A 24,441-nucleotide genomic window follows, 5' to 3' on the forward strand; every position below is an offset into this window, starting at 1 on the left:
GAGGGGGGACGCGGGATGCACCGGGCGGTGACCGGACTGGCGGTGGCGATGGCATGGGCCGGGGGGCTGATGCTGGTCGCGCTGATCGGGCTGACCTGCGCGTCCATCCTCGGGCGCGAGTTGAACGAGGTGGCGCAGGGGATGTCCGATGGCCCGCTGCGCGGCCTCCTGCTCGACACGCTGGGCGTGGGGGCAATCAACGGCGACTTCGAGCTCCTCGAGGCCGGCATCGCCTTCGCGATCTTCGCCTTCCTGCCGCTGGCCCACGTCACAGGCGCGCACGCCTCCGTCGACATCTTCGCCGACCGCTTCGGCCCCCGCACCGACCGCGCCGCGCGCGCGCTGACCGAGGTGGTGTTCGCCGCCGTGCTCGTGCTCATCGCGGTGCAGCTCTGGGGCGGGCTGGAGAGCAAGCTCCGCTCGGGCCAGACGACGCTGCGGCTGCAGTTCCCGCTCTGGTGGTCCTACGCCCTCGCCATGGTGCCCGCCGCGCTGGCCGCCCTCGTGGCCTGCTGGATGGCCGCGATGCGCCTCCGGGAGATGGTCGCGGGCCGCGCGATCCTGCCCGCCGCCGAGGGGGCGGACCATTGAGCGACGTCGCCGTCGGCCTGATCAGCTTCCCGGCGCTGCTGGCCCTGATCTTCCTTCGCGTGCCCATCGGGCTCGCCATGTTCGTCACCGGCCTCGTCGGCCTGGTCGTCGTGACCGGGGACACGACCGTCCCCTTCGGACGGCTCAAGTCCGAGACATACACGACCTTCTCCAACTACTCGCTCTCGATCATCCCCATGTTCCTGCTGATGGGCCACTTCGCCACGCTGGGCGGGATGTCCCAAGCCCTGTTCAAGGCCGCCGAGGGCTTCCTCGGCCACCGCAAGGGCGGGGTGGCGATGGCGAGCGTGGGCGCCTGCGCGGGGTTCGGCGCGATCTGCGGCTCGTCGCTGGCGACGGCGGCCACCATGAGCCGCGTGGCCCTGCCCGAGATGCGGCGCTACGGCTACGACGGGGGCTTCTCGACGGCGACGCTGGCCGCCGGGGGCACGCTGGGCATCCTGATCCCGCCCTCGGTCATCCTCGTGATCTACGCGATCCTCACCGAGCAGAACATCGCCAAGCTCTTCCTCGCGGCCTTCGTCCCCGGCGTGCTCGCCGCGCTGGGCTACGTGCTGGCCATCTCCGTCTACGTCCGGATCAACCCGCACGCGGCGGGCACCCGCCCCCGCGTCCCATGGGGCGAGCGGATGCGCGCGCTGCTCGCCGTGTGGCCGGTGCTGGTGGTCTTCCTCGTGGTGGTCGGCGGCATCTACGGCGGCCTCTTCACCCCCACGGAGGGCGCCGCCGTGGGCGCGCTCGGCACCGGCCTGATCGCCTTGGCCAATCGCGGCCTCACGTGGCGCAGCTTGGGCGAGAGCTTCGTGGTCACCGGCAAGTCCACCGCGATGATCTTCTTCATCGTGCTGGGTGCCGCCTTCTACAACGGCTTCCTCGCGCTGACCGGCGTGCCGCAGGGCATCGCCGCGTGGGTCGCCGACTCCGGCTTCGCGCCGCTGATGGTCATCGTGGTGATCCTCGCCTTCTACCTGCTGCTCGGCTGCGTGATGGACAGCCTGTCGATGATCCTCCTGACGATCCCGATCTTCTGGCCCGTGGTGCAGGGGCTGGAGTTCGGCTTCGTGTCCTTGGCCGAGCTGCACGCCCACGCCGCCGCGCCGGTGCTGGCCGAGATCGAGGCCGCGCTGGCCGCCGGGGTCGCGCCCCCCGTCGAGGTGGCCGCCGACATGCTCGCCTCCATCAAGGACACGCTGGCCGCGGGCGGCGAGCTGGCGCGCGAGCAGGTCCGCGCGCTGGAGCTGCGGCGCGTGAACCAAGCGGCGGTCAACCGCATCAACGCCGAGCAGGTCGCGATCTGGTTCGGCATCCTCGTGCTGATCGTGGTCGAGGTCGGCCTCATCACGCCGCCGGTCGGCATGAACCTCTTCGTCATCAACGCCATGGACCGCGAGACGCCGATGACCGCGACCTACCGCGCGGTGCTCTACTTCGTCGGCAGCGACCTGATCCGCGTGGCGCTCTTGGTCGCGTTCCCGGCCATTGTGCTCTTCGTCCTGCCGTGGTGAGGGTAGCGCATCGCAGGGCCGTGGCGCGGCGATCTTCGCCCTGCGCGATGCGGTTTATCTCTCACCCCTGCACAACGCCCATGCGTCGCGGTACCGTTGAAGGATCGCCGTGCCGGGGGACGGCCCGGCGATGCGCGGCTCGGCTGCGCCTCGCGTTCCGCGCGGGTGCATCGCTCAAGAGGAATCTCGCATGAACATCGAAGGCATCGGCGCGATCGTCGTGGGCGGCGGCAGCGGCCTCGGCGCCGCCACGGCCCGCCACCTCGCCGAGCGCGGCGCGGACGTCACCGTGGTCGACCGCGACGGCGACCGCGCCGCGCAGGTCGCCGCCGAGGTGCTGGGCCATTCCGTGCAGGCCGACGTCTCCGTCGCCGAGGAGGTCGCCGCCGCCGTCACGACCGCGATGGCCCGCTTCGGGCAGGCCCCGCGCCTCGCGGTGAACTGCGCGGGCATCGCGGACGCCGCGCGGATCGTGGGCCGCGAGGGCAAGACCTCCGTGCCGCTCTTCCGCCGGGTGATCGAGGTGAACCTCATCGGCACCTACAACGTCATGTCCTACGCCGCCCAAGGCATGATGGACCTGCCCCCCTTGGAGACGGGCGAGCGCGGCGTGATCGTGAACACCGCCTCCATCGCCTACGAGGACGGGCAGATGGGCCAGACCGCCTATGCCGCCTCCAAGGGCGGGGTCGCGGCCATGTCGCTGCCCGCCGCCCGCGAGATGGCGCGGATGGGCGTCCGGGTCTGCGCCATCGCGCCCGGCCTGTTCGAGACGCCGATGATGGCAGGCCTGCCCGAGGACGTGGTGGCGGGCATCACCGCCAACGTGCAGTTCCCGCCCCGCCTCGGCGCGCCCGAGGAATACGCGAGGCTCGTCGCCCATATCGCCGAGAACTCCTATCTCAACGGCGAGACGATCCGCCTCGACGGGGCGACCCGACTGCCCCCGCGCTGAAACCGGAGGTGCACGATAGTGCATCTTCAGGAAAACGTTGCATCATCCTGCCACATGGCTACGCTGAACCCGTCCGGGCCGGGGAGGGTCCGGCGGGAGGATGCCATGCAGAACGCGAACGCCGCCGTCTGGCTGCTGGATCGCCATTCCGAGGAGGGCCGCGCCGACAAGACCGCCTTCCGCGAGGTGGGCGAGGGTGCGGGCCGGACCGTCACCTACGGGGACCTGAAGCACCGCTCGGCCATCGTCGCGGGCGCGCTGCGCCGGGCCGGGCTGCACCGGGAAGAGCGGGTGGCCTGCCTCGTGCTCGACCAGATCGAGTATCCCGCCCTCTTCTTCGGCGCGCTCAAGGCCGGGGTGGTGCCGGTCCTGCTCAACACGCTGCTCGCCCCCGACATCTACCGCACGATCCTCGCCGACTGCCGCGCCGCGATGCTCGTCGTCTCGGCGCCGCTCTTCGACCTCGTCCGCCCGATCCTCGGCGACCTCGCGGACCTGCGCGCCGTGGTCGTCATCGGCGACGCGCCCGCGGGGACCGTCCCGTGGGACGCCTTCCTCGACGGGGCCGAGCCGACGGAGGCGATCCCCGCCCGCGCCGACGAGGGGGCCTTCTGGCTCTACTCCTCCGGCTCGACCGGCGCGCCCAAGGGCGTGCGCCACGTCCACGGCGCGCTGCGGGCGACCGCCGAGACCTACGGCGCGCAGGTGCTCGGCCTGCGCGAGGACGACGTGGTCCATTCGGCGGCCAAGATCTTCTTCGCCTACGGCCTCGGCAACGCGGTGACCTTCCCGATGGCGGTCGGCGCGACGACGCTGCTGAACCCCGGACGGCCCACCCCGGACGGGGTGCTCGACATCATCGCGCGCGAGGGGCCGACGGTCTATTGCGGCGTCCCCACCCTCTACGCCGCCACGCTGGCGCGCATGGCCGAGCGGGGGGTGCCGCCGGGCCGGATGCGCCTGTGCATCTCGGCGGGCGAGGCGCTGCCCTCGGACGTCGGCACGCGCTGGCTCGACGCATGGGGAGTCGACATCCTCGACGGGGTCGGCAGCACCGAGATGCTGCACATCTTCCTGTCCAACCGCCCCGGCGACGTCGAGTACGGCACCTCGGGCACGGCGGTGCCGGGCTACGACCTGCGGCTGGTGGACGAGGGCGGGGCCGACGTGACCGGGCCGGACGAGGTGGGCGAGCTGCTGGTCCGCGGCGCCTCGGCGGCGGACGGCTACTGGAACCAGCGGGGCAAGAGCCGCGCCACCTTCGAGGGTGAGTGGACGCGCACCGGCGACAAGTACGTCCGCCGCGCCGACGGGCGCTACGTCTACTGCGGGCGCACCGACGACATGCTCAAGGTCTCGGGCATCTGGGTCTCGCCCTTCGAGGTGGAGCAGGCGCTCTGCGCCCACCCCGCCGTGCTGGAGGCCGCCGTCGTGGGCCGCGACGACGGCACGGGCCTCACCAAGCCCGCCGCCTTCGTCGTCCTGCGGGACCGGTCGCTGGCCGAGGGCCTGGACCGCGCGCTGAAGGACCACGTCAAGGACCGCATCGGCAAGTTCAAGTATCCCCGCTGGGTCGAGGTCGTGGACGACCTGCCCAAGACCGCGACGGGCAAGATCCAGCGCTTCAAGCTCCGCGCCCCGGCGTGACCTGGGCCCCGGAGCGCATCGACGGGCTGGAGGTCGCCGCATGGGGTCCGCCCCCGGCGCAGGCGCCGACGCTGGTGCTGCTGCACGAGGGGCTGGGCTCGGTGGGCCTGTGGCGCGACTGGCCGGACGCCCTCGTGGCGGCGACGGGGCTGGGCGCGCTCGCCTACTCCCGCGCGGGGCACGGGCGATCGGTCCCCCACGACGGTCCGCGCGACGCGAGCCGGTTCGAGGCCGAGGCCGCGCGGGTCCTGCCCGCCGTGCTGGACGGCGCGGGCGTGGGCCGCTGCATCCTCCTCGGCCACTCCGACGGCGCGACCATCGCCGCGCTCCACGCGGGCCGGGTGGCCGACCCCCGCGTCCGGGGGCTGATCCTCGTCGCCCCGCACTTCTTCGCCGAACCCGAGGGGCTGTCGGCCATCGCCGCCACGAAGCGCGCCTTCGACGGGGGCGACCTGCGGTCCCGCATGGCCAAGCACCACGACGATCCCGACGCGGCCTTCGGCGGCTGGGCGGGCACGTGGCTGGACCCGGCCTTCGCGGACTGGGACGTCACCGACGCCATCGACCACTGGCGCATCCCCGCGCTGGTGATCCAAGGCGACGCCGACCCCTACGGCTCCCTCGCCCATCTGGAGGCGACGGAGGCGCGCAGCTACGCCCCCGTCGAGCGGCTGGTGCTGCCGGGCGTCGGCCACGCCCCGCACCACGAGGCCCGGGATGCCACGACCGGCGCCGTCGCCGCCTTCTGCGCCCGGCTCATGGCGATGGAGGCGCGCCCGGGTGCCCCCGCCTGACCCGCTCGACGGCTGGCGCCCGCCGCATGCCTACGTGCCGGGACGCACGGCGCGGCACCCCGAGGGGATGTTCGACCACCTCAAGCGGACCGACGGCCCGCCCGGATCGACGCTCGCATGGCGGGCGGGGCTCGCGCTGATGGCGGAGGGCTACTTCTGGGAGGCGCACGAGGTCTGGGAGGCGCTGTGGCTGGCACAGCCGCCGGCGGGGGCCGAGGCCGTCGCCGTCCGCGCGGCGATCCAAGCGGCGAATGCCGGGCTGAAGGCGCGGATGGGGCAGGGGAAGGCGGCCCGCCGCCTCGCCGCGATCGCCGCCGACCTGCGCGCGGAAGCGGCCCGCCGGGGAGCGACCCTGCAGGTTCCGGGAGAGATCTCGCCCGAGGTTATGCATCATAATGCAAAATAGCACAATCATGCATATTCTTCCTTGATCGAGGGAGAGGGGGCCGGTAGGCCCGAACGCGGAGGAGACCCCATGTCCGATCGCATCGACTTCCAGACCGACCCCTCGCGCTACCGCCACTGGCGCACGGAGGTGGAGGGCCCGGTGGCCACCGTCTGGATGGACGTCGACGAGGACGCGGGCCTGTTCGAGGGCTACCAGCTCAAGCTCAACAGCTACGACCTCGGCGTCGACATCGAGCTCAACGACATCGTGCAGCGGATGCGGTTCGAGCACCCGGAGGTCCGCGCCGTCGTCCTGCGCTCCGCCAAGGACAAGGTGTTCTGCGCGGGCGCCAACATCCGGATGCTGGGCGGCGCGAAGCACTCCCACAAGGTCGGGTTCTGCAAGTTCACCAACGAGACCCGCAACGCCTACGAGGCGGCCGAGGCGGAGTCCGGCCAGACGTGGATCGCCGCGATCCAAGGGGCCTGCGCGGGCGGGGGCTACGAGCTGGCGCTGGCCTGCAACCACCTGATGCTGGTGGACGACCGGACGTCGTCCGTGTCGCTGCCGGAGGTGCCGCTGCTCGCCGTGCTGCCGGGTACCGGTGGGCTGACGCGGGTGACGGACAAGCGGCACGTCCGCCGCGACCGGGCCGATGTGTTCTGCTCGACCGAGGAGGGGATCAAGGGCGCGCGCGCCGTGGAATGGGGCCTCGTCGACGAGGCGGTGGGCAACAACCGCTTCGACGAGACGGTGGCCGAGCGGGCGGCGGAGATCGCCGGACGCGCCCCCCGCGAGGCGGAGGGCGTGGAGATGACCCCGTTGGACCGGACGTTCACCCCGGACGGGGTCGAGTACTCGACCGTCTCGGTGAAGGTGCTGCGCGACGCGGGCCGGGTCGAGATCACCGTGCGCGGGCCGGAGGGCGACGCCCCCGCCGACGCCGCCGCGCTGCACGCCGAGGGCGCGGCCGCGTGGCTGATGCGCTGCGCGCGGGAGGTGGAGGACGCGATCCTGCACCTGCGGATGAACGAGATGGAGTGCGGCCTCTGGGTGCTGCGGACCGAGGGCGACGCGGCCAAGGTCGCCGCCCACGAGGCGGTCATGCTCGGGTCGGACCACTGGTTCGCGGTGGAGCTGCGCCACTACTGGAAGCGCGTGCTCAAGCGGCTCGACGTGACCTCGCGGTCGATCATCGCGCTGGTCGAGAACGGCGGCGCGTGGGCCGGGATGCTGGCCGAGATGATCTGGGCCGCCGACCGCGCCTACATGATGGAGGGCGCGTTCGAGGACGACGACCGCCCCGAGGCGGCGATCCTGCCGACGGAGGGCAACCTCGGCGCCTACCCGATGGGCAACGACCTCACCCGTCTGCGGACGCGGTTCTGGGGCGACGACGATGCGGTCGCCGCCGCCGAGGCGTCCGCGGGCGAGGCGCTGGACGCGGAGCGCGCGGACGAGCTGGGCCTCGTCACCATGATCCTCGACGACATCGACTGGGAGGACGAGGTGCGCATCGTGCTGGAGGAGCGCGCCAGCTTCTCCCCCGACGCGATGACGGGGATGGAGGCGAACCTGCGCTTCGCCGGCCCCGAGACGATGGAGACGCGCATCTTCGGGCGCCTGACGGCGTGGCAGAACTGGATCTTCAACCGTCCCAACGCCGTGGGCAAGGACGGGGCGCTGCAGCGCTACGGCTCGGGCGTGAAGGGCGATTTCGACATGGAGCGCGTCTAGGCGCGCGGCACGGGAGGACGATCATGCTGGACGTGGAATACGACACCCGGATCCCCAACAACGTGGGGCTGGGGCAGGACCGCAAGGTGCTCAAGGCCCTCGAGAAGTGGCACCCGGGCTACCTCGACTGGTGGAACAGGCTGATCCCCCAGAACTTCCAGGAGTCGATGGTCTACCTGCGGACCGCCGTCTCGGTGGACCCCAAGGGCTGGGCCAAGTTCGACTACGTGAAGATGCCCGACTACCGCTGGGGCGTGCTGCTCGCCCCCCAGGTCGAGAACCGCGTGATCCCCATGGGCGAGCACAAGGGCGAGGCCGCGTGGCAGGAGGTGCCGGGCGAGTATCGCAACATGCTCAAGCGCCTGATCGTCATCCAAGGCGACACGGAGCCGGGCTCGGTCGAGCAGCAGCGCTTCCTCGGGCTCACCGCGCCGTCGCTCTACGACATGCGCAACCTGTTCCAAGTGAACGTGGAGGAGGGCCGCCACCTCTGGGCGATGGTCTACCTGCTGCAGAAGTACTTCGGGAAGGACGGGCGCGAGGAGGCGGACGACCTGCTGCGCCGCTCGTCGGGCTCGGACGAGGCGCCGCGGATGCTGGGCGCCTTCAACGAGGAGACGCCCGACTGGCTGTCCTTCTTCATGTTCACATACTTCACCGACCGCGACGGCAAGATGCAGCTGGAGTCCTTGGCGCAGTCGGGCTTCGACCCGCTGTCGCGCACCTGCCGCTTCATGCTGACCGAGGAGGCGCACCACATGTTCGTCGGCGAGACGGGCGTGGGGCGCACCATCCAAGCGACCTGCGAGGCGATGGCCCGCGCGGGCATCACGGACCCGCACGACGTGGGCCGCATCCGCGACATGGGCGTCATCGACCTGCCCACCATCCAGAAGAAGCTGAACCTGCACTATTCGCTGTCGCTGGACCTGTTCGGCAACGAGGTGTCAACCAACGCGGCCAACGCCTTCAACGCGGGCATCAAGGGCCGCTACATGGAGCACCGGATCGACGACGACCACCAGCTGCGCGACGCGACCTACGTGGTGAAGTCGGTCGTGGACGGGCGCATCGTCGACGAGGAGGTGCCCGCGCTGACGGCGATCAACATGCGCCTGCGCGACGACTACGTGCGCGACGCGTCGGGCGGCGTGGGCCGCTGGAACAAGGCCATCAAGAAGGCCGGGATCGACTTCGAGCTGGCGCTCCCGCACGAGGCGTTCCACCGCCAGATCGGCGTGTTCTCGGCCATCGCGGCGACGCCGGAGGGCGACCTGATCTCCAAGGAGGAGTTCGCCCGCCGCCGCGACGAGTGGTTGCCGTCCAAGGAGGACGGCGACTACATCACCTCGCTCATGGTGCCCTGCTACGAGCCGGGCGAGTTCGCCTCGTGGATCGCGCCGCCCAAGGTCGGCATCGACAACAAGCCGGGCGACTTCGAGTACGTGAAGCTGCACATGGCGTGAGCGTCCGGGGGCGGGGCCGCGCGCCCCGCCCTCCGCCGTTCCGACACACGGGAGAGACGCGATGCACACCCACCGGACCGCCGCCCACGCGCCCCGCGCACAGCAGGCCGCCGCCCGCGCCGCCGCCCTGACCGGCTGCCTCGGATGCGAGGGGTGCCGGGGGATGTGCCGGGTGCTCCTCGACCTCTTGACCGTGCCGGAGGCGGTGGCGCGATGAAGGACACGCCATGAAGGACACGGCCCCGATCAAGCAGCATCTCATCGACCCCGAGATCTGCATCCGCTGCTACACCTGCGAGATGACCTGCCCGATCGACGCGATCGAGCACGACGACGACAACGTCGTGGTGGACCCGGACGTCTGCGACGGCTGCATGGCCTGCATCCCCGTCTGCCCCACCGGCTCGATCGACGAGTGGCGGGTGGTCGAGACGCCCTACACCTTGGAGCAGCAATACGGCTGGGACGAGCTGCCCGAGCAGGAGGACATCGTCCTCGACGCGGCCCCCGGCGCGGACGAGGCGCTCGACGGCGCGATGGCCGCGCTCCTCGCCGAGGCCCATGCGGGCGCCGGCGGCAAGCCCAAGGCCCCGGTGACCGCGGCCAAGCCTTCGATCAACCTCTACAACCTCGGCAAGCCGGCGGTCGCCAAGGTGATCGGCAACCACCGCCTGACCGACGATCCCGACCACGACGTGCGCCACGTGATCCTCGACTTCGGCGCGCAGCCGATGCCCGTGCTCGAGGGGCAGTCCGTCGGGATCATCCCGCCAGGCGAGGACGCCGACGGCAACCCGCACCTCCCGCGCCTCTACTCGGTCAGCAGCCCGCGCGACGGGGAGCGGTCGAACTACAACTTCGTCTCGCTCACGGTGAAGCGAGACGTGCACGAGGGCGGGGGCGGCGTCTGCTCCAACTACCTCTGCGACCTCGAACTGGGCGACGAGGTCCGCGTCACCGGCCCGTTCGGCGGCACGTTCCTGATGCCCGACGACCGCGACGCGCCGCTCCTGATGATCTGCACCGGCACCGGCTCCGCCCCGATGCGCGCCTTCACCATGCGCCGCCAGCGGACGGGCCGGGGCGCGGGGCGGATGACGATGTTCTTCGGCGCCCGCACCCCCGACGCGCTCCCCTATTTCGGACCGCTGAAGAAGGTGCCCGCCGACCTCTTGGAGCAGCACCTCGTCTACTCCCGGACGGAGGCGAAGGAATACGTGCAGGACCGGATGCGCGCCGAGGCGGAGCGCGTGGCCGAACTGCTCCAGGACGCGCGCACCCATGTCTACGTCTGCGGCCTGAAGGGCATGGAGGAGGGGGTGGAGGCCGCCTTCACCTCCATCGCGGAGTCGATCGGCGAGCCGTGGGGCGCGTTGCGCGACCGGATGCGCGACGAGGGGCGCTATCACGTCGAGACCTACTGAGGTGGCGGACGGCTTCGTCCACGAGATCCGCGTCGGCTGGGGCGACTGCGACCCGGCGCGGATCGCCTACACGGGCCACCTGCCGGGCTTCGCGCTGCGCGCCATCGACGCGTGGTGGGAATGGGCGCTGGAGGCGCCAGGCGGCTGGTATCACATGGAGATCGACCGCGGCTTCGGCACGCCCTTCGTGGCGATGCGGCTCGACTTCCGCGCGCCCGTCACCCCGCGCCACCCTCTGCTCTGCCACGTCCGGCCCACCCGCCTCGGGACGACCTCCGTGTCGTTCCGCGTCGACGCGCGGCAGGACGGGCGGACCTGCTTCGAGGGGGAGTTCACCTGCGTCTTCGTCGAGGGCGGGACGCTGGAGAAGCGGACCCCGCCCGAGGACGCGGCGGCGGCGATCCGGGCGCACCTGCCTTAGCCGTTGACCCCCGGCCGTCCCGCGGTCCTACTGCGCCGAAAGGGAGGGACGCGATGGGGGCGCTGGTCGGCGCGGTCCGGGCCTTGGGCGCGGTGAACGGGGGCCTGCTCGCCGCGGGGCGGGGCGTCGGCATCGTGTTCATGGCGATCATGGTGGCCTGCATCCTCGTGCAGGTGTTCTGGCGCTACGTCCTCGACAACCCGCTCCCGTGGCCGGAGGAGGCCGCCCGCTTCTTCATGCTCTGGATGACCGGCCTCGTGGCGCCGACCGCGCTGCGGCGGGGGGGCTTCGTGGCCATCGACATGATCCAGCTCGCGCTGCCCCGCGTCGTGGGCGGGCTGCTGACGCTGGCCCTGCTGGTGCTGTCGCTGATCGTGCTGGTGATCGCCGTCCGGATCGGGTGGTCCGAGGTGACGGGCTTCTCGGGCCGGTTCAAGTCGTCCTCGCTCTACTACCTGTGGCTCGACGGGTGGGAGAAGATGCCCCGCTCGTGGATGATGGCGTCGCTGCTGGTGGGCCTCGTGCTGCTGGCCTCGGTCACGGTCGAGCTGATCCTGCGGCAGGTGGCGGTGATCCTCGGCCGGGGCGAGGACCTGCCGGTCATCCCCGGCACCGAGATGGGCGTGGGGGCCGAATAGATGCCCGGAGTGTCCCGATGCTAGTCTGGTTCCTGCCCCTCTTCCTCGTCTTCCTGATGATCGGCCTGCCGGTCTTCTTCGCGCTGCTCGCGGCGCCGGGGATCATGCTCTGGCTCGGCGGGCAGGAGCGGGACTTCGTGCTGCTCTACCGCAACCTCTACAACGGCATGGACAGCTTCCCGCTGATGGCGATCCCGTTCTTCATGCTCGCGGGCGAGATGATGAACCGGGGCGGCATCACGCTGCGGCTGGTGGAGTTCGCGCAGGCCTGCGTGGGGCACTTCCGCGCCGGGCTGGCGCAGGTGAACATCCTGTCCTCGATGCTGTTCGCGGGGCTGTCGGGGTCCGCCGTAGCCGACACCTCGGCGCTGGGCTCCATGCTGATCCCGGCGATGGAGCGCGAGGGCTACACCCGGCGCTTCGCCGCGGCCGTCACGGCGGCCAGTTCGGTCATCGGGCCGATCATCCCGCCCTCGGGGATCATGATCATCTACGCCTACGTGATGGAGCAGTCGGTCGCCGCGCTCTTCCTCGCGGGGATCGTCCCAGGCGCGCTGGTGGGCATCGGGTTGATGGTCGTGACCAACATCGTGGCGCGCCGGAACCCTGCGGCGATGCCCGCGCTCAAGCGCCGGGCGACGTGGCCGGAGAAGGGGCGCGCCTCGCTCAAGGCGTTCTTCCCCCTGCTCACCCCGGTGATCATCCTCGGCGGCATCCTCGGCGGCGCGTTCACGCCCACCGAGGCCTCGGCCATCGCCGTGTTCTACGCGCTGGTCGTCAGCCTCGTGGTCCTGCGCGAGATGGGGGTGCGCGACCTGCCCGACGTGCTGCTGCGCGCGGCGCTGGCGTCGTCCGTGGTGCTCCTGCTCGTGGGCGCGGCGATCTCGTTCAAGACGGTCGTGGCGCTCTCCCACGCGCCCGAGGCGATGGCGGCGTTCATCCTGACCCTGTCCGAGAACCCGCTGATCCTGCTGTTCCTGATCAACCTGCTGCTCTTCGTGGTGGGCATGTTCCTGGACGCGGGGCCGGCGATCATCATCCTCGGCCCGATCCTCGGGCCGATCTTCACCTCGCTGGGCGTGGACCCGGTGCACTTCGCGATCATCATGTCGGTGAACCTGACCGTGGGGCTGGCGACGCCGCCGATGGGGCTGGTGCTGTTCGTGGCGAGTTCGGTGTCCGGCGAGCGGGTGGAGACCATCGCGAAGGCGATCCTGCCCTTCCTCGCGGTGGAGGTGCTGGTCATCTTCCTGATCACCTACGTCCCCGCGCTGTCGCTCGCGGTGCCGCGGGCGCTGGGGTTCCTGTAGGGGCGTTGACGGTCCGGTAACCCGGGCGCGCTAGGCCGGGGCCATGTCGAAGGCGCGCGAGGAACGGATCAAGCTCGTGGCGGGATCGTTGAACACGGTCGGCCTCGCCTTCGTGGGCTTCGCATTGGTGCGACCCTTGGTCGAGCGGACCAACGTGGAGATCGACGCGCTGATCTACGGGGGCATCGCCTTTGCACTGCACGGGGCCGCGCACTATGTCTTGAAACGTCTGGACGGAGCCGAACGATGACCGCCGTGGAAATTCAGGTCGCGCTCATGGGGCTCGCCCTCATTCCCATCGCCCTGATCTGGGTGCGGTGGCTGGACGCGGCCGACCGCAAGGCCCGCGACCGCCGCGACCGCTGACCCGCCGCTCGGGCCGATCCGGAACTTTTCGTTGACCTAGGGGCAGCCCCTCGCCCACGCTGGGCGGGCCGACCGCGTGCCCTTGGGGAAGGGAGGCGCGGGGTCCGCTCGGTTTGGGAGGACCGCCACATGACCATGACCCGCACCCTCGCCGCGCTCGCGGCGACGACCGCGCTCGCCTTGCCCGCCGCCGCCCAGCAGGACGTCGACACGCTGGGCGCCATGAAGCGCACCGACGCCGCCTTCACCCATGTCGATCAAGGCGGCGACCGGGCCGAGGCCCTGCGCGCGATCCTCGACCACGTGACCGTGCCCGAGGGCTTCGAGATCAGCCTCTATGCCGTCGTGCCCGACGCGAGGAGCATGGCCGTGGCGCCGCAGGGGACGGTGGTCTTCGCGGGCACGCGCAAGGACAAGGTCTGGTCCATCGTCGACCGCGACCGCGACCGGGTGGCCGACGACGTGTTCGACTTCGCCCCGTCCATCGCCTTCGACATCCCCAACGGGCCGTGCTTCTCGCCCGACGGGTTCCTCTACATCGCCGAGCGCAACCGCGTCCTGCAGTTCCCGGCGGCCGAGTTCTTCTTCGAGTCCCCCGACATCGCCGTGGGCGAGGTCGTGCCGCAGGGCGAGTTGATCCCGCCGGAGGAGGAGTCGTTCAACCACTCCGCCCGCGTCTGCCGGATCGGGCCGGACGGGATGCTCTACGTGTCGCTGGGCCAGCCGCACAACGTGCAGCCGCCCGAGAAGGTGGACCTCTACGACGAGATCGGGATCGGCGGGATCGTCCGCATGAACACCGACGGGTCGGGGCGCGAGGTCTATACGCGCGGCGTCCGCAACTCCGTCGGCCACGACTTCAGCCCCGCGACGGGCGAGCTGTGGTGGACGGACAACCAAGTGGACGGGATGGGCGACGACATCCCGCCGGGCGAGCTGAACCGCCAGACCGCCGCCGGGCAGCATTTCGGCTTCCCGTGGACCAACTCGCGCATCGAGATCATGTCCGAGGCCGAGCATCCGCGCCCCGAGGGCGTCGAGTTCGTGGAGCCGCAGCTGGAGCTGACGGCCCACGCCGCCGACCTCGGCATGTCCTTCTACCGCGGGAGCAGCTTCCCGGAGCAGTACCGCGACGGCATCTTCTGGGCGCAGCACGGCTCGTGGAACCGCACGGAGCCGGTGGGCGCGCGCGTGATGTTCACGCGGATCGACCCGGAGACGGGCGACGCCGTGGGGGCCGAGGTCTTCGCCGACGGCTGGCTGGACGAGGCCACGGGCGAGTATCGCGGCCGCCCGATGGACGTGGCCTTCCTGCGCGACGGCTCGATGCTGGTGTCCGACGACTTCGCGGGCGCGATCTGGCGCATCGCCTACGCCCCGCAGGACGGCGACGGGTGAGGGCGGGCGCCCTCCTCCTCGGCGGGCTGATGCTCGCCGGGGAGGCCCCGCGCCCGGCCGCCGCGCAGGATCTCGACGCCGGGCGCGCGGTGGCGGGCATGTGCCGGACGTGCCACGGGCTGGACGGCTACGCCCGCATCCCGGTCGCCCCCCATATCGGGGGCGAGCCGGAGGCCTACCTCGCGGCCCAGCTCGCCGCGTTCAAGTCGGGCGCGCGCGAGCACGAGATGATGAGCATCGTGGCCGCCACGCTGTCCGAGCGGCAGATCGCCGACGTGGCCGCGTGGTACGCCGCGCCCACCGCGACGGCGGTCGCGCCGGAGGGCGAGGCGCCGACCCTCTGCGCGTCGTGCCACGGCGCGGACGGGATCGCGGTGGTGGCGGACGCGCCCAACCTCGCCGGCGAGGCGGCGGCCTACACCGTCACGCAACTCAAGGCGTTCCGCTCCGGCGCCCGCGCCCACGAGGCGATGAGCGCCATCGCCGCCGACCTCTCGGACGCCGAGATGCGCGCCGCCGCCGACTGGTACGCCGCCGCCACGCTGGAGATCGCGCCGCCCGGCTGAGCCCGCGCGCATTCCCCCCTAGCCCCACGCCTCCGCCTGTGCCTACCCTCCCCCCAGAGGGACCGGGAGGGTCCCCGCACAAGGGAGGGAGCTTCATGCTCGACAAACTGCTCAAGGCCGCCTGCGTGGCGTCGATCGCGATGGGGCCCGCCACGGCCGCCTTCGCCGACGGCCACGCGATCAACATCCGCGCCACCGCCAACTCCAACGAGAACGACGAGGACTACGACGGCCTCGTGGTGTTCAAGAACTACGTGGAGAACGCGTCCAACGGCGCGATCACCGTCGAGCTCTTCATCGGCACGCAGCTCTGCTCCAACGGGGCCGAGTGCCTGCAGGGCGTGGCCGACGGCTCCATCGACGTCTTCGTCACCACCTCCGGGGGGGCGGCGGGCATCTTCCCCTACGTGCAGATCTTCGACCTGCCCTACCTCATGGCCGACGACCGCATCGCGGAAGAAGTGCTCACCAACACCGACCTCGTCCGCCAGATGCGCGCCAAGGCGCTGGAGGACTCGGGCGACGCGATCCGCATCATGACGGTGGGCAACACCGGCGGCTGGCGCAACTTCGCCAACACCCAGCGCCCCGTGCAGGAGCCGGGCGACCTCGCGGGCCTCAAGATCCGCACCGTGGTGGCCGACTTGCCCCAGGAGCTGGTCCGCGCCCTGGGCGCCTCGCCCACGCCGATCCCGTGGCCCGAGCTGTTCACCTCGCTCCAGACCGGCGTGGTCGAGGGGTCCAAGAACGGCATCACCGACATCATGGGCATGAAGTTCCCCGACGCCGGCCTGCAATACGTCACGCTCGACGGGCATGCCTACATGGCGGCCATCTGGGTCATGAACAATGAGAAGTTCATGTCGATGGACGACGACATGAAGCGCGTCATCGTCGACGGCTTCTCCGCGCTGCAGCAGGCCACCTTCGCCTCGCCCAAGCGCAAGTCGATCCAAGCCTACGAGGACTTCGTGGCCGGCGGCGGCAACCTCTACGTCCCCACGCCCGAGCAGAAGCAGGCGTTCCAGGACGCGGCGGCGCCCGTGTACGACTGGTTCGCGGCCAACGTGGACGGCGGCGAGGAGATGCTCGCCAACTTCCGCGCGGCGATCGCCGAGGCCGAGGAGAGCATCGGCGCGGCGCGCATGGCGGACATGGAGTGAGAGAAAAGATGGAGCGGCGTTTGCCGCTCCATCTTTGTAGACTATCGACACAGCCTTCTAGACGTACCGCACACATGAGCCGAACCTTTCTTGTTTCATTCTTTCTACTAATATACTTCTTCGTATCGCTCGCCGTATTTGTGATCGCCGCTACATCGGTGATAGGGCAGCCTCGTAGTGAGCTAAATAAACTTCTGACGGAAGCAATTTCTAATCCGGCGGCCTCTGGAATATCTGGAGCAGATTCTGGCATCGAGATAGCGCATCTAACATGCTCGTTAGAGACATTTCGATTGGTCGCCGGTGTCGCAGGACAGGCCTTTTCGATGGTCTATGAGCCTGCTTTTGTTTCCGATATCTACCGCCTGATATTTGGTGGTACACCCATACCTGGAAGTTGCGAATCGGAAACTCGAATGTTGGCAGAGCAGTTTCCTGGTTCGAGATTTGCGCAAGAATTCTATATGATTTCCCGGAGTGGCGGCTAATACGCTATCGAAACGGATACATCCAAGCCTTGTAGTCTCCCACCAGCTCCAGCGCATAGGCCACCTGCGCGGGGGTCATCTTCTTCACCACCTCCTCCTGCGAGATGGCCGCGTCCGGGTCGCCGCCGATGGCCGAGAGCACGTACCACATGTAGGCCCGCACGAGGTCCGGGGCGGGCAGCCCGATCCCCTCCTCGTAATACCAGCCGACCCCCGACTGCGCCCCCGGATGGCCCTTCATGGCCGAGCGCAGGTACCACTCGAAGGCCCGCACCGGGTCCTTCTCGACCCCCAGCCCCAGCGCGTACATCACGCCGATCAGCTCCTCCGCGTCGGCGTTGCCCGACCGCGCGGCGGGCCAGAACGCCTCGAAGGCCTCCTCGAACCGCCCCGCCTCCATCAGGTCGCGCCCGGCCTCGATGTCGGCGGTCGCAGGGGTGGACAGGAGGAGCATCCCCGTCATCATCGCGGCATGTCGAAGCATCTCGTCCCCCTCCTCCTCGCCATCCTAGCCGCGCCCGCCGCCGCGGAGGAAGTGGAGTTCCACCCCTTCGACCCCGCCAAGGCCGAGATCGGGCGGCTGCTCTTTTACGACCCCATCCTGTCGGGCAACCGCAACATCTCCTGCGGGACGTGCCACCACCACAAGACCTTCTCCGCCGACGCGCTGTCCCTCGGCATCGGCGAGGGCGGCGCGGGCGTCGGGCCGGAGCGCACGGCGGGCACCGGCGACGACGCCATCCGCAAGCGCGTCCCCCGCCACGCCCCCGCGCTGTGGAACGTGGGCGCCACCGAGTTCGAGACCTTCTTCCACGATGGGCGCGTCTCGGTCTCGCCCCACTACGAGGTCGGCTACGACACGCCGGCCGAGGAGTGGCTGCCCGAGGGCCTGCCCAACATCCTCGCCGTGCAGGCGCTCTTCCCGATGGTCGCCCAGTTCGAGATGGCCGGGAACCCGCGCGAGAACGAGGTGGCGGGCGCGGTCCACGACCGCGTGGACTACGCGTGGCCGATCCTCGCCAAGCGGGTGCGGACGATCCCCGCATATGGCGAGATGTTCGTTCGTACATTTCGTGAAATCGAGGCACCCGAGGACGTACAAATCGTACATATCGCCGTCGCGCTGGCGGATTTCATGGGCTCCGAGTGGCGTTCGCTCGACTCCCCCTACGATCTGGGCACGATGGATGCCGCGGCGCGGCGCGGCGGGATCCTGTTCCGCGACAAGGGCTGCGCCACCTGCCACTCGGGCCCGCTCTTCACCGATCACGGCTTCCACGCCATCGGCCTCCCGCCCTTCGGCCCGGGCCGGACGCGGCGGTTCGACCCCACCGCGCGGGACGTGGGCCGCATGGCCGAGACGGACGACCTCGCCGACGCCTACCGCTTCCGCACGCCGTCCCTGAGGAACGTCGCCCTGACAGCGCCTTACGGCCACAATGGGGCCTATCCGACCTTGGAGGGGATCGTGCGCCACCACGCCGATCCGGCCGCCGCGCTGGCCGCGTGGACGCCCGACCTCGCAAAGCTGCCCGCCGCCCCGTGGCTGGAGGCGGTGGACTTCGTGATCCACCAGGACGCGCGCGAGATGGCGCGGGTGGCGGCCACCATCGACCTCGCGCCCGTCCCGCTCTCGGACGCGGAGGTCGCCGACCTCGTCGCCTTCCTCGGCGCCCTCACGGGCGGCGCCTCGCGCCACGGACGGCTGGGGCGGCCCGACGCGGTGCCCTCGGGTTTACCCGTGGATTGAAGGGGTTGCGCCGCCGCGACCCCGCTCAGGCGGGCTCTTGCGGACCCCCGCGGACCTTCGCCGCGAACCGCCGGGCCAAGGCCGGCGCCTCGCCCCACCGCCGCTCGGGGGCGTAGTCCGCCGGGTCGGCGCCCGCGCGGTCCAGCAGCGACCCGCCCTCCACCCGCACCTCCGCCGCCCACGCCTTCACCCGCGCCTGCGCCTCGGGGCGGGGCATGGTGCGGGCCATGTCGAAGGACAGCGCCTCGGCGTGGATCAGGCCGGTCGGGTCGTCGACGCGGGCACGCATGAGGGCGGCATCCACCGTCACTTCCGCATCGGCCGCCGCCAAAGCCCGCCCGGCGGCGATCACCAGTTGCGGCAGGGCCAGCCACTCCGCCATCCACGCGCCGCCATCGCGGGCGTCCCAGTGGGTCGTCGCCTGCAGCGTCGCGTTCAGCCCCGCGCCGTGGGCGTGGAGCGCGCGGACGACGGAGGGGCCCACGGGGTTGGCCTTCTGCGGCATGGTCGAGGAGGAGCCGCCCGCGACCGCCACCTCGCCGTCGCGGGCGAGCAGCAGGAGGTCGGTCGCCATCTTGGCCGAGGCGGCGAGGACGCGGGCGCACCAGCCCGCGAGGCGGAGCGTGTGGGACCGGTCGGCGTGGGGCGACCGTTGGGGGGCGCGCAGGCCGAGGGCGGTCGCCAGCTTGGACCGCACCGCGGGCCCGTCCGTCCCCATCGCGCCCAGCGTGCCCGCCGCGCCGTTGAGGGTGAGGATGCAGGTCGCATGGCGCACGTCCTTCAGCTCCCCGCGGACGGCCAGCAGGCCCTCGCCCCACGTCGCGACGGTCGCGCCGAAGGTGGTGGGCGTGGCGACCTGCCCCCACGTGCGGGCGGCCATCGGCGTCTCGGCATGGGCCTCGGCCAATGCAGCGAGGCGGTCGAGCAGAGCATCGAGCCGGGTCTCGAGGATCGCGAGGGCTTGGCGCAGCCGCAGCGCCAGCGCGGTGTCGACGACGTCCTGCGTGGTCGCGCCCCAATGGGCGTAGGGCGCGTATTCGGGCGCGTTGCAGGCCGCGCGGAAGGCGGCGACGAGGGCGGGGACGGGGATGCCGTTCGCCGCCGTGCCCTCCGCCAAGCCGGCGGGATCGACCTGCACCTCCATCGAGGCGCGGTGGAGGAAGGCCCCCGCCGTCTCGGGGATCATGCCGACCTCGCCCTGCGCCTTCGCCAACGCCCCTTCGAAGATGAGCATCGCGCGCACCTCCGCCGTGGCGGAGAAGAGGTGCCCCAGTTCGGCGTCGCCGAGGAGCTTGGAGAAGATCGGGCTGTCGAAGGGGGTGGCGGTCATCGGTGCCCCGTCGCGTCGAGGAAGGTGGAGACGTGGTCGGCCATCGCGTCCGGCTGCTCGACCGGGGGGAGGTGGCCGCACCGGCGGATCAGTTCGAACCGGCTGCCGGGGACGAGGTCCGCCGTCTCGCGCACGAGGTCGGGCGGCGCGGCGCGATCCTCGGCCCCCGCGAGCGCGAGGACGGGCAGGCGCAGGCCCGAGGTGGGCGTGATGAGGTCCGCGCCCCCGATGGCCGCGCAGCAGCCGGCGTAGCCCTCCGGGTCGATGGCGAGCAGGCAGTCGCGCCACGCGGCGCGGTCGGCGAAGGACGGCGCGAACCAGCGGTCCAGCACGGCGTCGGCCACCGCCTCCATCCCGCCCGCGCGGACCCGCGCGATCCGGTCGTCCCACATCTGGGGCGTGCCCATCTTCACCGCCGTGCAGGCGAGGACGAGGCCCCGCACGAGGTCGGGGCGCTTCACCGCCAGCCCTTGGGCGATCATGCCGCCGATGGAGAGGCCGACGACCACGGCGTCCTTGGCGCCCGCCGCGTCCATCACCGCCTCGGCGTCGGCGACGAGCTGGCCCATGCGGTAGGGGGCGGGCGGCACCTCGGACGCGCCGTGGCCGCGCAGGTCGAAGCGGATCACGCGGTGGCCGGGGAAGCGGGCGGCGACCGCGTCCCACAGCGCCATCGTCGTGCCGAGCGAGTTGGCGAGGAGGAGCGCGGGCGCGTCCGCCGGGCCGTCCACGCGGGCGGCGATGCGGGCGCCGGGGGCGGAGACGATCAAAACGGCAGCCCCACGTAGTTCTCCGCGAACACGGTGCGGGCGGCGGGCGAGCCGTCCAGATAGGCGATCTCGGCCTCTTGCATCTTCTGGTGGAAGGCCGTGTCGTCGGGGTAGCGGTGCATCAGGGTGGTGAACCACCACGAGTAGCGCACCGCCTTCCAGACGCGGGCCAGCGCGCGGTCGGAGTAGCGGTCCATCCCCTCGGCCTCGCCCCCACAGGCCGCGATCAGCCCTTCGGAGAGGTAGTGGACGTCCGAGACCGCGAGGTTCAGCCCCTTGGCCCCCGTGGGCGGCACGATGTGCGCCGCGTCGCCCACGAGGCAGAGGCGGCCCCAGCGCATCGGCTCGCAGATGAAGGACCGCAGCGGGGCGAGGGACTTCTCGATGGACGGCCCCGTCACCAGCGTCTCGGCGGCGTCGGCGGGCAGGCGGCGGCGCAACTCGTCCCAGAAGCGGTCGTCGGGCCAGTCCTCCGCGCGGTCCGTGACGGGGGCCTGCACGTAGTAGCGGCTGAGGTTCTCGTTGCGCATGGAGGCGAGGGCGAAGCCGCGCGGCGAGTTGGCGTAGATCAGCTCGTGGTCGACGGGGGGCGTCTCGGACAGGACGCCGAGCCAGCCGAAGGGATAGACGCGCTCCACCTCCGTGCGGACCGCCTCGGGGATGGTCCGGCGGGACACGCCGTGGAAGCCGTCGCAGCCCACCACCCAGTCGCAGTCGATCCGGTGCGCGGTGCCGCCCGCGTCGTAGGTCACGTGCGGGACGTCCGTGTCGGCGCCGTGGATCGTCACGCCCTCGACCCCGTGGATCACGGGCGCCGCGTCGGAGGCGTCGCGCGCGTCGTAGAGATCTTGTGTCACCTCGGTCTGGCCGTAGACGGTGACCGGCTTGCCCGCCGATTCGGCGAAGTCGATGCGGAACGCCCGATCCCGCGACGCCACCCGCGTGCCGGTGTGGACGAACCCCTCGCGCGCCAGCCGGTCGCCGACGCCCGCCCGCCGCAGCATGTCGACCGTCCCGCCCTCCAGCACGCCCGCGCGGATGCGCGACAGCACGTGGGCGCGCGGGCGGCGCTCGAGGATGCGGGTGTCGATGCCCGCGCGGTGGAGGATCTGCCCCAGCAGGAGGCCGGACGGCCCGCCGCCGACGATGCAGACTTGGGTGCGGATGCGGGACATGGCGGCGCCTCGTGTCGGTTGCGGCGGACGATGGCCGCGCGGGGGGCTTGGCGCAACCGTCCGGCTGTGGCCTAGGTTCGGGACGTCGAGCGGGGGAATACCGAAGATGCGAACGATCCGGGCGGCCGTGTGCCGCGCCCATGGCGAGCCGCTCGCGCTGGAGGAGGTGCTCCTGCCCGACCCCGCGCGGGACGAGGTGCAGGTCGATCTCGAGGCGGTGGCGATCTGCCACTCGGACGTGACCTACGCCGACGGCGGCTGGGGCGGGGCGCTGCCCGCCGTCTACGGCCACGAAGCGGTGGGCCGCGTGGCGGCGGTGGGCGACGGCGTGGGCGATCTGGAGCCGGGCGCGCGCGTGCTCGTCACGCTTATCCGCGCCTGCGGCACCTGCGCGGCCTGCGCGAGCGGGCGACCGACGCAATGCGCCACGCCGGGGGACCATCCGGGCCTGACCAACGCGGACGGCGAGGTCATCGCCGCCGCGATGGCCTGCGGGGCCTTCGCCGAGGCGGTGACGGTGCACCGGTCCCAAGTGGCGCAGGTGGGCGAGGAGGTCGCCGCCCCCGGCGCGGCCTGCCTGTCCTGCGGGGTGGTCACGGGGCTGGGCGCCGCCGTCAACACGGCGCGCGTGCGGCCCGGCGACTGGTGCGTGGTGGTGGGCTGCGGCGGCGTGGGGCTGAACGCGGTGCAGGGCGCGCGGCTGGCGGGGGCGGCGCGGATCGTGGCGGTCGACCTGACGGAGGAGAAGCTGGAGGCGGCGAAGGCGTTCGGCGCGACGGACGGGGTGCTGGTGTCGGAGGGGCCGGAGGGGCTTAAGCGGCTCGGGCGGCTGGCGGACCACGCCTTCGTGACGGTAGGGCATCCGGCGGCCTTCGACGCGGCGCCTGGCTGGCTGGCGCCGCACGGGACGGCCTACCTCGTGGGCCTGCCGCATGTGGGGACCGAGACGCGGTTCGACCCCGTGTCGATGGGCTTCTACGGGCAGGGGTTCCGCGGAACGCGGATGGGCGACGTGGTGCTGCGCCGCGACGTGCCGTGGCTCTTGGACCTGCACCGGCAGGGGCGGCTGAAGCTGGAGGAACTGGTGTCGGCCACCTATCCGTTCGAGCGGATCAACGACGCGATGGACGCGGTGCGCCGGGCCGAGGGCCGCCGCAACGTGGTGGTCTTCTAGATGCGCCCCGCGATGGAGCTGGCCGACCTGGAGGTCCTCGTCGTCGCCCCCCCGCCGCCGGGCTGGGGCGGGCGCTGGTGGGTGATCCCGAAGGTGACGACCAAGTGCGGCGTGACGGGCTACGGCGAATGCTACGCCTCGGCCATCGACCCGCACGTGCTGGCGCGGGTCTGCGCGGACGTGTTCGCCCGCCACATGGCCGGCACCTCGCCCTTCGACGTCGCGCTCATGGCGCGGCGGGTCTGGGGATCGGGCTTCACGGGCCGGCCCGACCCGACCGTGTGGGGCGCCTTCGCGGGGATGGAGATCGCCTGCTGGGACATCATGGGCAAGGCGCTGGACGTGCCGTGCTGGCAACTGCTCGGCGGGCGCCTGAACGCGCGGCTGCGCGCCTACACCTACCTCTACCCCGACGACGGCGGCAACGACCACGCGGACGGCTTCTGGACCGATCCGGACGCGCAGGCCGCCGTGGCGGCCAAGCGCGCCGACGAGGGGTGGACGGCGGTCAAGCTCGATCCCTCCGGCCCCTACACCATCCGGGGCGGGCACCAGCCGGGGCGGCGCGACATCGCGCTGTCTGCCGCGATGGCGGGCGCGGTGCGGGCCGCCGTGGGCGACCGCGCCGACATCCTCTGGGGGACGCACGGGCAGTTCACCGCGTCCGGCGCGGTGCGGCTGGCGCAGGCGCTCGTCCCCCACGATCCGCTCTGGTTCGAGGAGCCGTGCCCGCCGGACGACCCCCATGCGCTCGCCCACGTCGCGCGGTCCCAGCCGATCCCCGTGGCGGCGGGCGAGCGGCTCTGCGGCCTGTCGGAGTTCGCGCAGCTGCTGCGCGCGGGCGGCGCGTCGATCCTGCAGCCGGCGCTGGGCCGCCTCGGCGGCCTGCGCGAGGGCGCGCGCCTCGCCGCGCTGGCCGAGGGGTTCGGCGCGCAGCTCGCGCCCCATCTCTACTGCGGCCCCGTCGAGTTCGCGGCGTCGGTCCAGCTCGGCACCGCGATCCCGAACCTCCTGATGGTCGAGGCGATCGAGTCCCCGTTCCACCATGCGCTCGCCTCCGGGCCGCGCGTGGAGGGCGGCTTCGTCCGTGCACCCGACGCGCCCGGGCTCGGCATCGCCTTCGACGAGGACCTCGCCCGCGCGAACCCCTATTCCGGCGACAGGCTCCACTTGGAGATGCAGGAGGCCGCGCACGACCCATCGATCCTCCCCTCCTTCGCCGGAGGCGCCGCCGACTGAGCGACCGGGGGCTCTGCCCCCGGGCCCCGGGATATTTAGGGCAAGAGGAAGAACGCGTCCGGCGCCTGCGGCTTGGAGGGGGCGCTGCCCAGCCCCCTGCGCGGCAGCGGGCCTTCCTCTTGCTC

The 24,441-nt window shown here is 71.7% G+C and carries 24 protein-coding genes; 20 read left to right on the forward strand and 4 right to left on the reverse strand.

Going from position 1 to position 24,441, the window contains the following annotated elements:
• Window positions 1-27 precede the first annotated feature (27 nt).
• The 17 genes from JQC91_RS06525 to dctP all read left to right on the forward strand — a co-directional run bounded on the left by JQC91_RS06525 (window position 28) and on the right by dctP (window position 16,390).
• On the forward strand, window positions 28-591 hold the full coding sequence (locus JQC91_RS06525) for a TRAP transporter small permease (protein WP_343069917.1): 564 nt from the start codon (window positions 28-30) through the stop codon (window positions 589-591).
• Complete coding sequence (locus tag JQC91_RS06530) at window positions 588-2,117, forward strand: TRAP transporter large permease (protein WP_203286000.1); 1,530 nt, start codon at window positions 588-590, stop codon at window positions 2,115-2,117. The genes JQC91_RS06525 and JQC91_RS06530 overlap by 4 nt, the downstream gene beginning before the upstream one ends.
• A 190-nt stretch (window positions 2,118-2,307) precedes the next feature.
• On the forward strand, window positions 2,308-3,072 hold the full coding sequence (locus JQC91_RS06535; protein WP_203286001.1) for an SDR family NAD(P)-dependent oxidoreductase: 765 nt from the start codon (window positions 2,308-2,310) through the stop codon (window positions 3,070-3,072).
• Window positions 3,073-3,177: 105 nt separating this feature from the next.
• Window positions 3,178-4,719 carry a benzoate-CoA ligase family protein gene (locus tag JQC91_RS06540; protein ID WP_203286002.1) on the forward strand — a complete coding sequence of 514 codons (1,542 nt, stop codon included), beginning with the start codon at window positions 3,178-3,180 and terminating at the stop codon, window positions 4,717-4,719.
• On the forward strand, window positions 4,716-5,513 hold the full coding sequence (locus tag JQC91_RS06545; protein WP_203286003.1) for an alpha/beta fold hydrolase: 798 nt from the start codon (window positions 4,716-4,718) through the stop codon (window positions 5,511-5,513). Before JQC91_RS06540 ends, JQC91_RS06545 begins: the two co-directional genes overlap by 4 nt.
• On the forward strand, window positions 5,500-5,919 hold the full coding sequence (locus tag JQC91_RS06550) for a DUF309 domain-containing protein (RefSeq protein WP_343069918.1): 420 nt from the start codon (window positions 5,500-5,502) through the stop codon (window positions 5,917-5,919). The genes JQC91_RS06545 and JQC91_RS06550 overlap by 14 nt, the downstream gene beginning before the upstream one ends.
• Before the next feature lie 69 nt (window positions 5,920-5,988).
• The gene (gene boxC / locus JQC91_RS06555) at window positions 5,989-7,638 is read left to right on the forward strand and encodes a 2,3-epoxybenzoyl-CoA dihydrolase (RefSeq protein WP_203286005.1); all 1,650 of its coding nucleotides are present in this window, start codon (window positions 5,989-5,991) and stop codon (window positions 7,636-7,638) included.
• Between the two features lie 23 nt (window positions 7,639-7,661).
• Window positions 7,662-9,104, forward strand: a complete 1,443-nt coding sequence (gene boxB, locus JQC91_RS06560) for a benzoyl-CoA 2,3-epoxidase subunit BoxB (RefSeq protein ID WP_203286006.1) — start codon at window positions 7,662-7,664, stop codon at window positions 9,102-9,104.
• Between the two features lie 61 nt (window positions 9,105-9,165).
• Window positions 9,166-9,321: a hypothetical protein gene (locus JQC91_RS06565; RefSeq protein WP_203286007.1), complete on the forward strand. Its 156-nt coding sequence runs from the start codon at window positions 9,166-9,168 to the stop codon at window positions 9,319-9,321.
• 10 nt (window positions 9,322-9,331) lie between these two features.
• Window positions 9,332-10,528, forward strand: coding sequence for a benzoyl-CoA 2,3-epoxidase subunit BoxA (gene boxA, locus JQC91_RS06570; protein WP_203286008.1), 1,197 nt, complete (start codon window positions 9,332-9,334; stop codon window positions 10,526-10,528).
• A gap of 1 nt (window position 10,529) precedes the next feature.
• A complete protein-coding gene (locus JQC91_RS06575) occupies window positions 10,530-10,949 on the forward strand; it encodes an acyl-CoA thioesterase (protein ID WP_343069919.1) in 420 nt (139 codons plus the stop codon).
• A gap of 53 nt (window positions 10,950-11,002) precedes the next feature.
• Window positions 11,003-11,587 (forward strand): TRAP transporter small permease, encoded by a 585-nt coding sequence (locus tag JQC91_RS06580; RefSeq protein WP_203286009.1) that lies wholly within the window; start codon window positions 11,003-11,005, stop codon window positions 11,585-11,587.
• A gap of 17 nt (window positions 11,588-11,604) precedes the next feature.
• Entirely contained in the window at window positions 11,605-12,897 is a 1,293-nt protein-coding gene (locus JQC91_RS06585) for a TRAP transporter large permease (protein WP_203286010.1), read from the forward strand.
• A gap of 43 nt (window positions 12,898-12,940) precedes the next feature.
• Complete coding sequence (locus tag JQC91_RS06590; RefSeq protein ID WP_203286011.1) at window positions 12,941-13,147, forward strand: hypothetical protein; 207 nt, start codon at window positions 12,941-12,943, stop codon at window positions 13,145-13,147.
• Between the two features lie 245 nt (window positions 13,148-13,392).
• Window positions 13,393-14,661, forward strand: coding sequence for a PQQ-dependent sugar dehydrogenase (locus JQC91_RS06595; protein ID WP_238941359.1), 1,269 nt, complete (start codon window positions 13,393-13,395; stop codon window positions 14,659-14,661).
• A gap of 29 nt (window positions 14,662-14,690) precedes the next feature.
• A complete protein-coding gene (locus JQC91_RS06600) occupies window positions 14,691-15,227 on the forward strand; it encodes a c-type cytochrome (protein ID WP_203286461.1) in 537 nt (178 codons plus the stop codon).
• Window positions 15,228-15,322: 95 nt separating this feature from the next.
• Window positions 15,323-16,390 carry a TRAP transporter substrate-binding protein DctP gene (gene dctP, locus JQC91_RS06605; protein WP_203286012.1) on the forward strand — a complete coding sequence of 356 codons (1,068 nt, stop codon included), beginning with the start codon at window positions 15,323-15,325 and terminating at the stop codon, window positions 16,388-16,390.
• A 492-nt stretch (window positions 16,391-16,882) separates the two neighbouring features.
• On the opposite strand, the gene JQC91_RS06610 is transcribed toward dctP, so the two are convergent.
• A complete protein-coding gene (locus tag JQC91_RS06610; RefSeq protein WP_203286013.1) occupies window positions 16,883-17,362 on the reverse strand; it encodes a tetratricopeptide repeat protein in 480 nt (159 codons plus the stop codon).
• Between JQC91_RS06610 and JQC91_RS06615 the strand changes: the two genes are divergently transcribed.
• Window positions 17,351-18,628: a cytochrome c peroxidase gene (locus JQC91_RS06615; RefSeq protein WP_203286014.1), complete on the forward strand. Its 1,278-nt coding sequence runs from the start codon at window positions 17,351-17,353 to the stop codon at window positions 18,626-18,628. The genes JQC91_RS06610 and JQC91_RS06615 overlap by 12 nt on opposite strands.
• A gap of 25 nt (window positions 18,629-18,653) precedes the next feature.
• Here JQC91_RS06615 and JQC91_RS06620 read toward each other — a convergent pair whose 3' ends face one another.
• From JQC91_RS06620 to pobA, 3 genes are read right to left on the reverse strand one after another with little or no spacing between them, the layout of a single operon-like run.
• Window positions 18,654-19,958 (reverse strand): lyase family protein, encoded by a 1,305-nt coding sequence (locus JQC91_RS06620; RefSeq protein WP_203286015.1) that lies wholly within the window; start codon window positions 19,956-19,958, stop codon window positions 18,654-18,656.
• The gene (gene pcaD, locus JQC91_RS06625; protein ID WP_203286016.1) at window positions 19,955-20,728 is read right to left on the reverse strand and encodes a 3-oxoadipate enol-lactonase; all 774 of its coding nucleotides are present in this window, start codon (window positions 20,726-20,728) and stop codon (window positions 19,955-19,957) included. Before pcaD ends, JQC91_RS06620 begins: the two co-directional genes overlap by 4 nt.
• On the reverse strand, window positions 20,725-21,894 hold the full coding sequence (gene pobA / locus JQC91_RS06630; protein ID WP_203286462.1) for a 4-hydroxybenzoate 3-monooxygenase: 1,170 nt from the start codon (window positions 21,892-21,894) through the stop codon (window positions 20,725-20,727). The genes pcaD and pobA overlap by 4 nt, the downstream gene beginning before the upstream one ends.
• A gap of 115 nt (window positions 21,895-22,009) precedes the next feature.
• Between pobA and JQC91_RS06635 the strand changes: the two genes are divergently transcribed.
• Window positions 22,010-23,077 carry an alcohol dehydrogenase catalytic domain-containing protein gene (locus JQC91_RS06635; RefSeq protein WP_203286017.1) on the forward strand — a complete coding sequence of 356 codons (1,068 nt, stop codon included), beginning with the start codon at window positions 22,010-22,012 and terminating at the stop codon, window positions 23,075-23,077.
• Window positions 23,078-24,316, forward strand: coding sequence for a mandelate racemase/muconate lactonizing enzyme family protein (locus JQC91_RS06640; protein WP_343069920.1), 1,239 nt, complete (start codon window positions 23,078-23,080; stop codon window positions 24,314-24,316).
• The last annotated feature ends 125 nt before the right edge of the window (window positions 24,317-24,441 follow it).

This window comes from Jannaschia sp. Os4 (assembly GCF_016820245.1).
Classification (GTDB): Bacteria; Pseudomonadota; Alphaproteobacteria; order Rhodobacterales; family Rhodobacteraceae; genus Jannaschia.

Coding starts and splice junctions, on each gene's coding strand:
- JQC91_RS06535 (WP_203286001.1), top strand. CDS start 2,308: ATGAACATCGAAGGCATCGGCGCGATCGTCGTGGGCGGCGGCAGCGGC.
- JQC91_RS06540 (WP_203286002.1), top strand. CDS start 3,178: ATGCAGAACGCGAACGCCGCCGTCTGGCTGCTGGATCGCCATTCCGAG.
- boxC (WP_203286005.1), top strand. CDS start 5,989: ATGTCCGATCGCATCGACTTCCAGACCGACCCCTCGCGCTACCGCCAC.
- boxB (WP_203286006.1), top strand. CDS start 7,662: ATGCTGGACGTGGAATACGACACCCGGATCCCCAACAACGTGGGGCTG.
- JQC91_RS06565 (WP_203286007.1), top strand. CDS start 9,166: ATGCACACCCACCGGACCGCCGCCCACGCGCCCCGCGCACAGCAGGCC.
- boxA (WP_203286008.1), top strand. CDS start 9,332: ATGAAGGACACGGCCCCGATCAAGCAGCATCTCATCGACCCCGAGATC.
- JQC91_RS06580 (WP_203286009.1), top strand. CDS start 11,003: ATGGGGGCGCTGGTCGGCGCGGTCCGGGCCTTGGGCGCGGTGAACGGG.
- JQC91_RS06585 (WP_203286010.1), top strand. CDS start 11,605: ATGCTAGTCTGGTTCCTGCCCCTCTTCCTCGTCTTCCTGATGATCGGC.
- JQC91_RS06590 (WP_203286011.1), top strand. CDS start 12,941: ATGTCGAAGGCGCGCGAGGAACGGATCAAGCTCGTGGCGGGATCGTTG.
- JQC91_RS06595 (WP_238941359.1), top strand. CDS start 13,393: ATGACCATGACCCGCACCCTCGCCGCGCTCGCGGCGACGACCGCGCTC.
- JQC91_RS06600 (WP_203286461.1), top strand. CDS start 14,691: ATGCTCGCCGGGGAGGCCCCGCGCCCGGCCGCCGCGCAGGATCTCGAC.
- dctP (WP_203286012.1), top strand. CDS start 15,323: ATGCTCGACAAACTGCTCAAGGCCGCCTGCGTGGCGTCGATCGCGATG.
- JQC91_RS06615 (WP_203286014.1), top strand. CDS start 17,351: ATGTCGAAGCATCTCGTCCCCCTCCTCCTCGCCATCCTAGCCGCGCCC.
- JQC91_RS06610 (WP_203286013.1), bottom strand. CDS start 17,362: ATGCTTCGACATGCCGCGATGATGACGGGGATGCTCCTCCTGTCCACC.
- JQC91_RS06620 (WP_203286015.1), bottom strand. CDS start 19,958: ATGACCGCCACCCCCTTCGACAGCCCGATCTTCTCCAAGCTCCTCGGC.
- JQC91_RS06635 (WP_203286017.1), top strand. CDS start 22,010: ATGCGAACGATCCGGGCGGCCGTGTGCCGCGCCCATGGCGAGCCGCTC.
- JQC91_RS06640 (WP_343069920.1), top strand. CDS start 23,078: ATGCGCCCCGCGATGGAGCTGGCCGACCTGGAGGTCCTCGTCGTCGCC.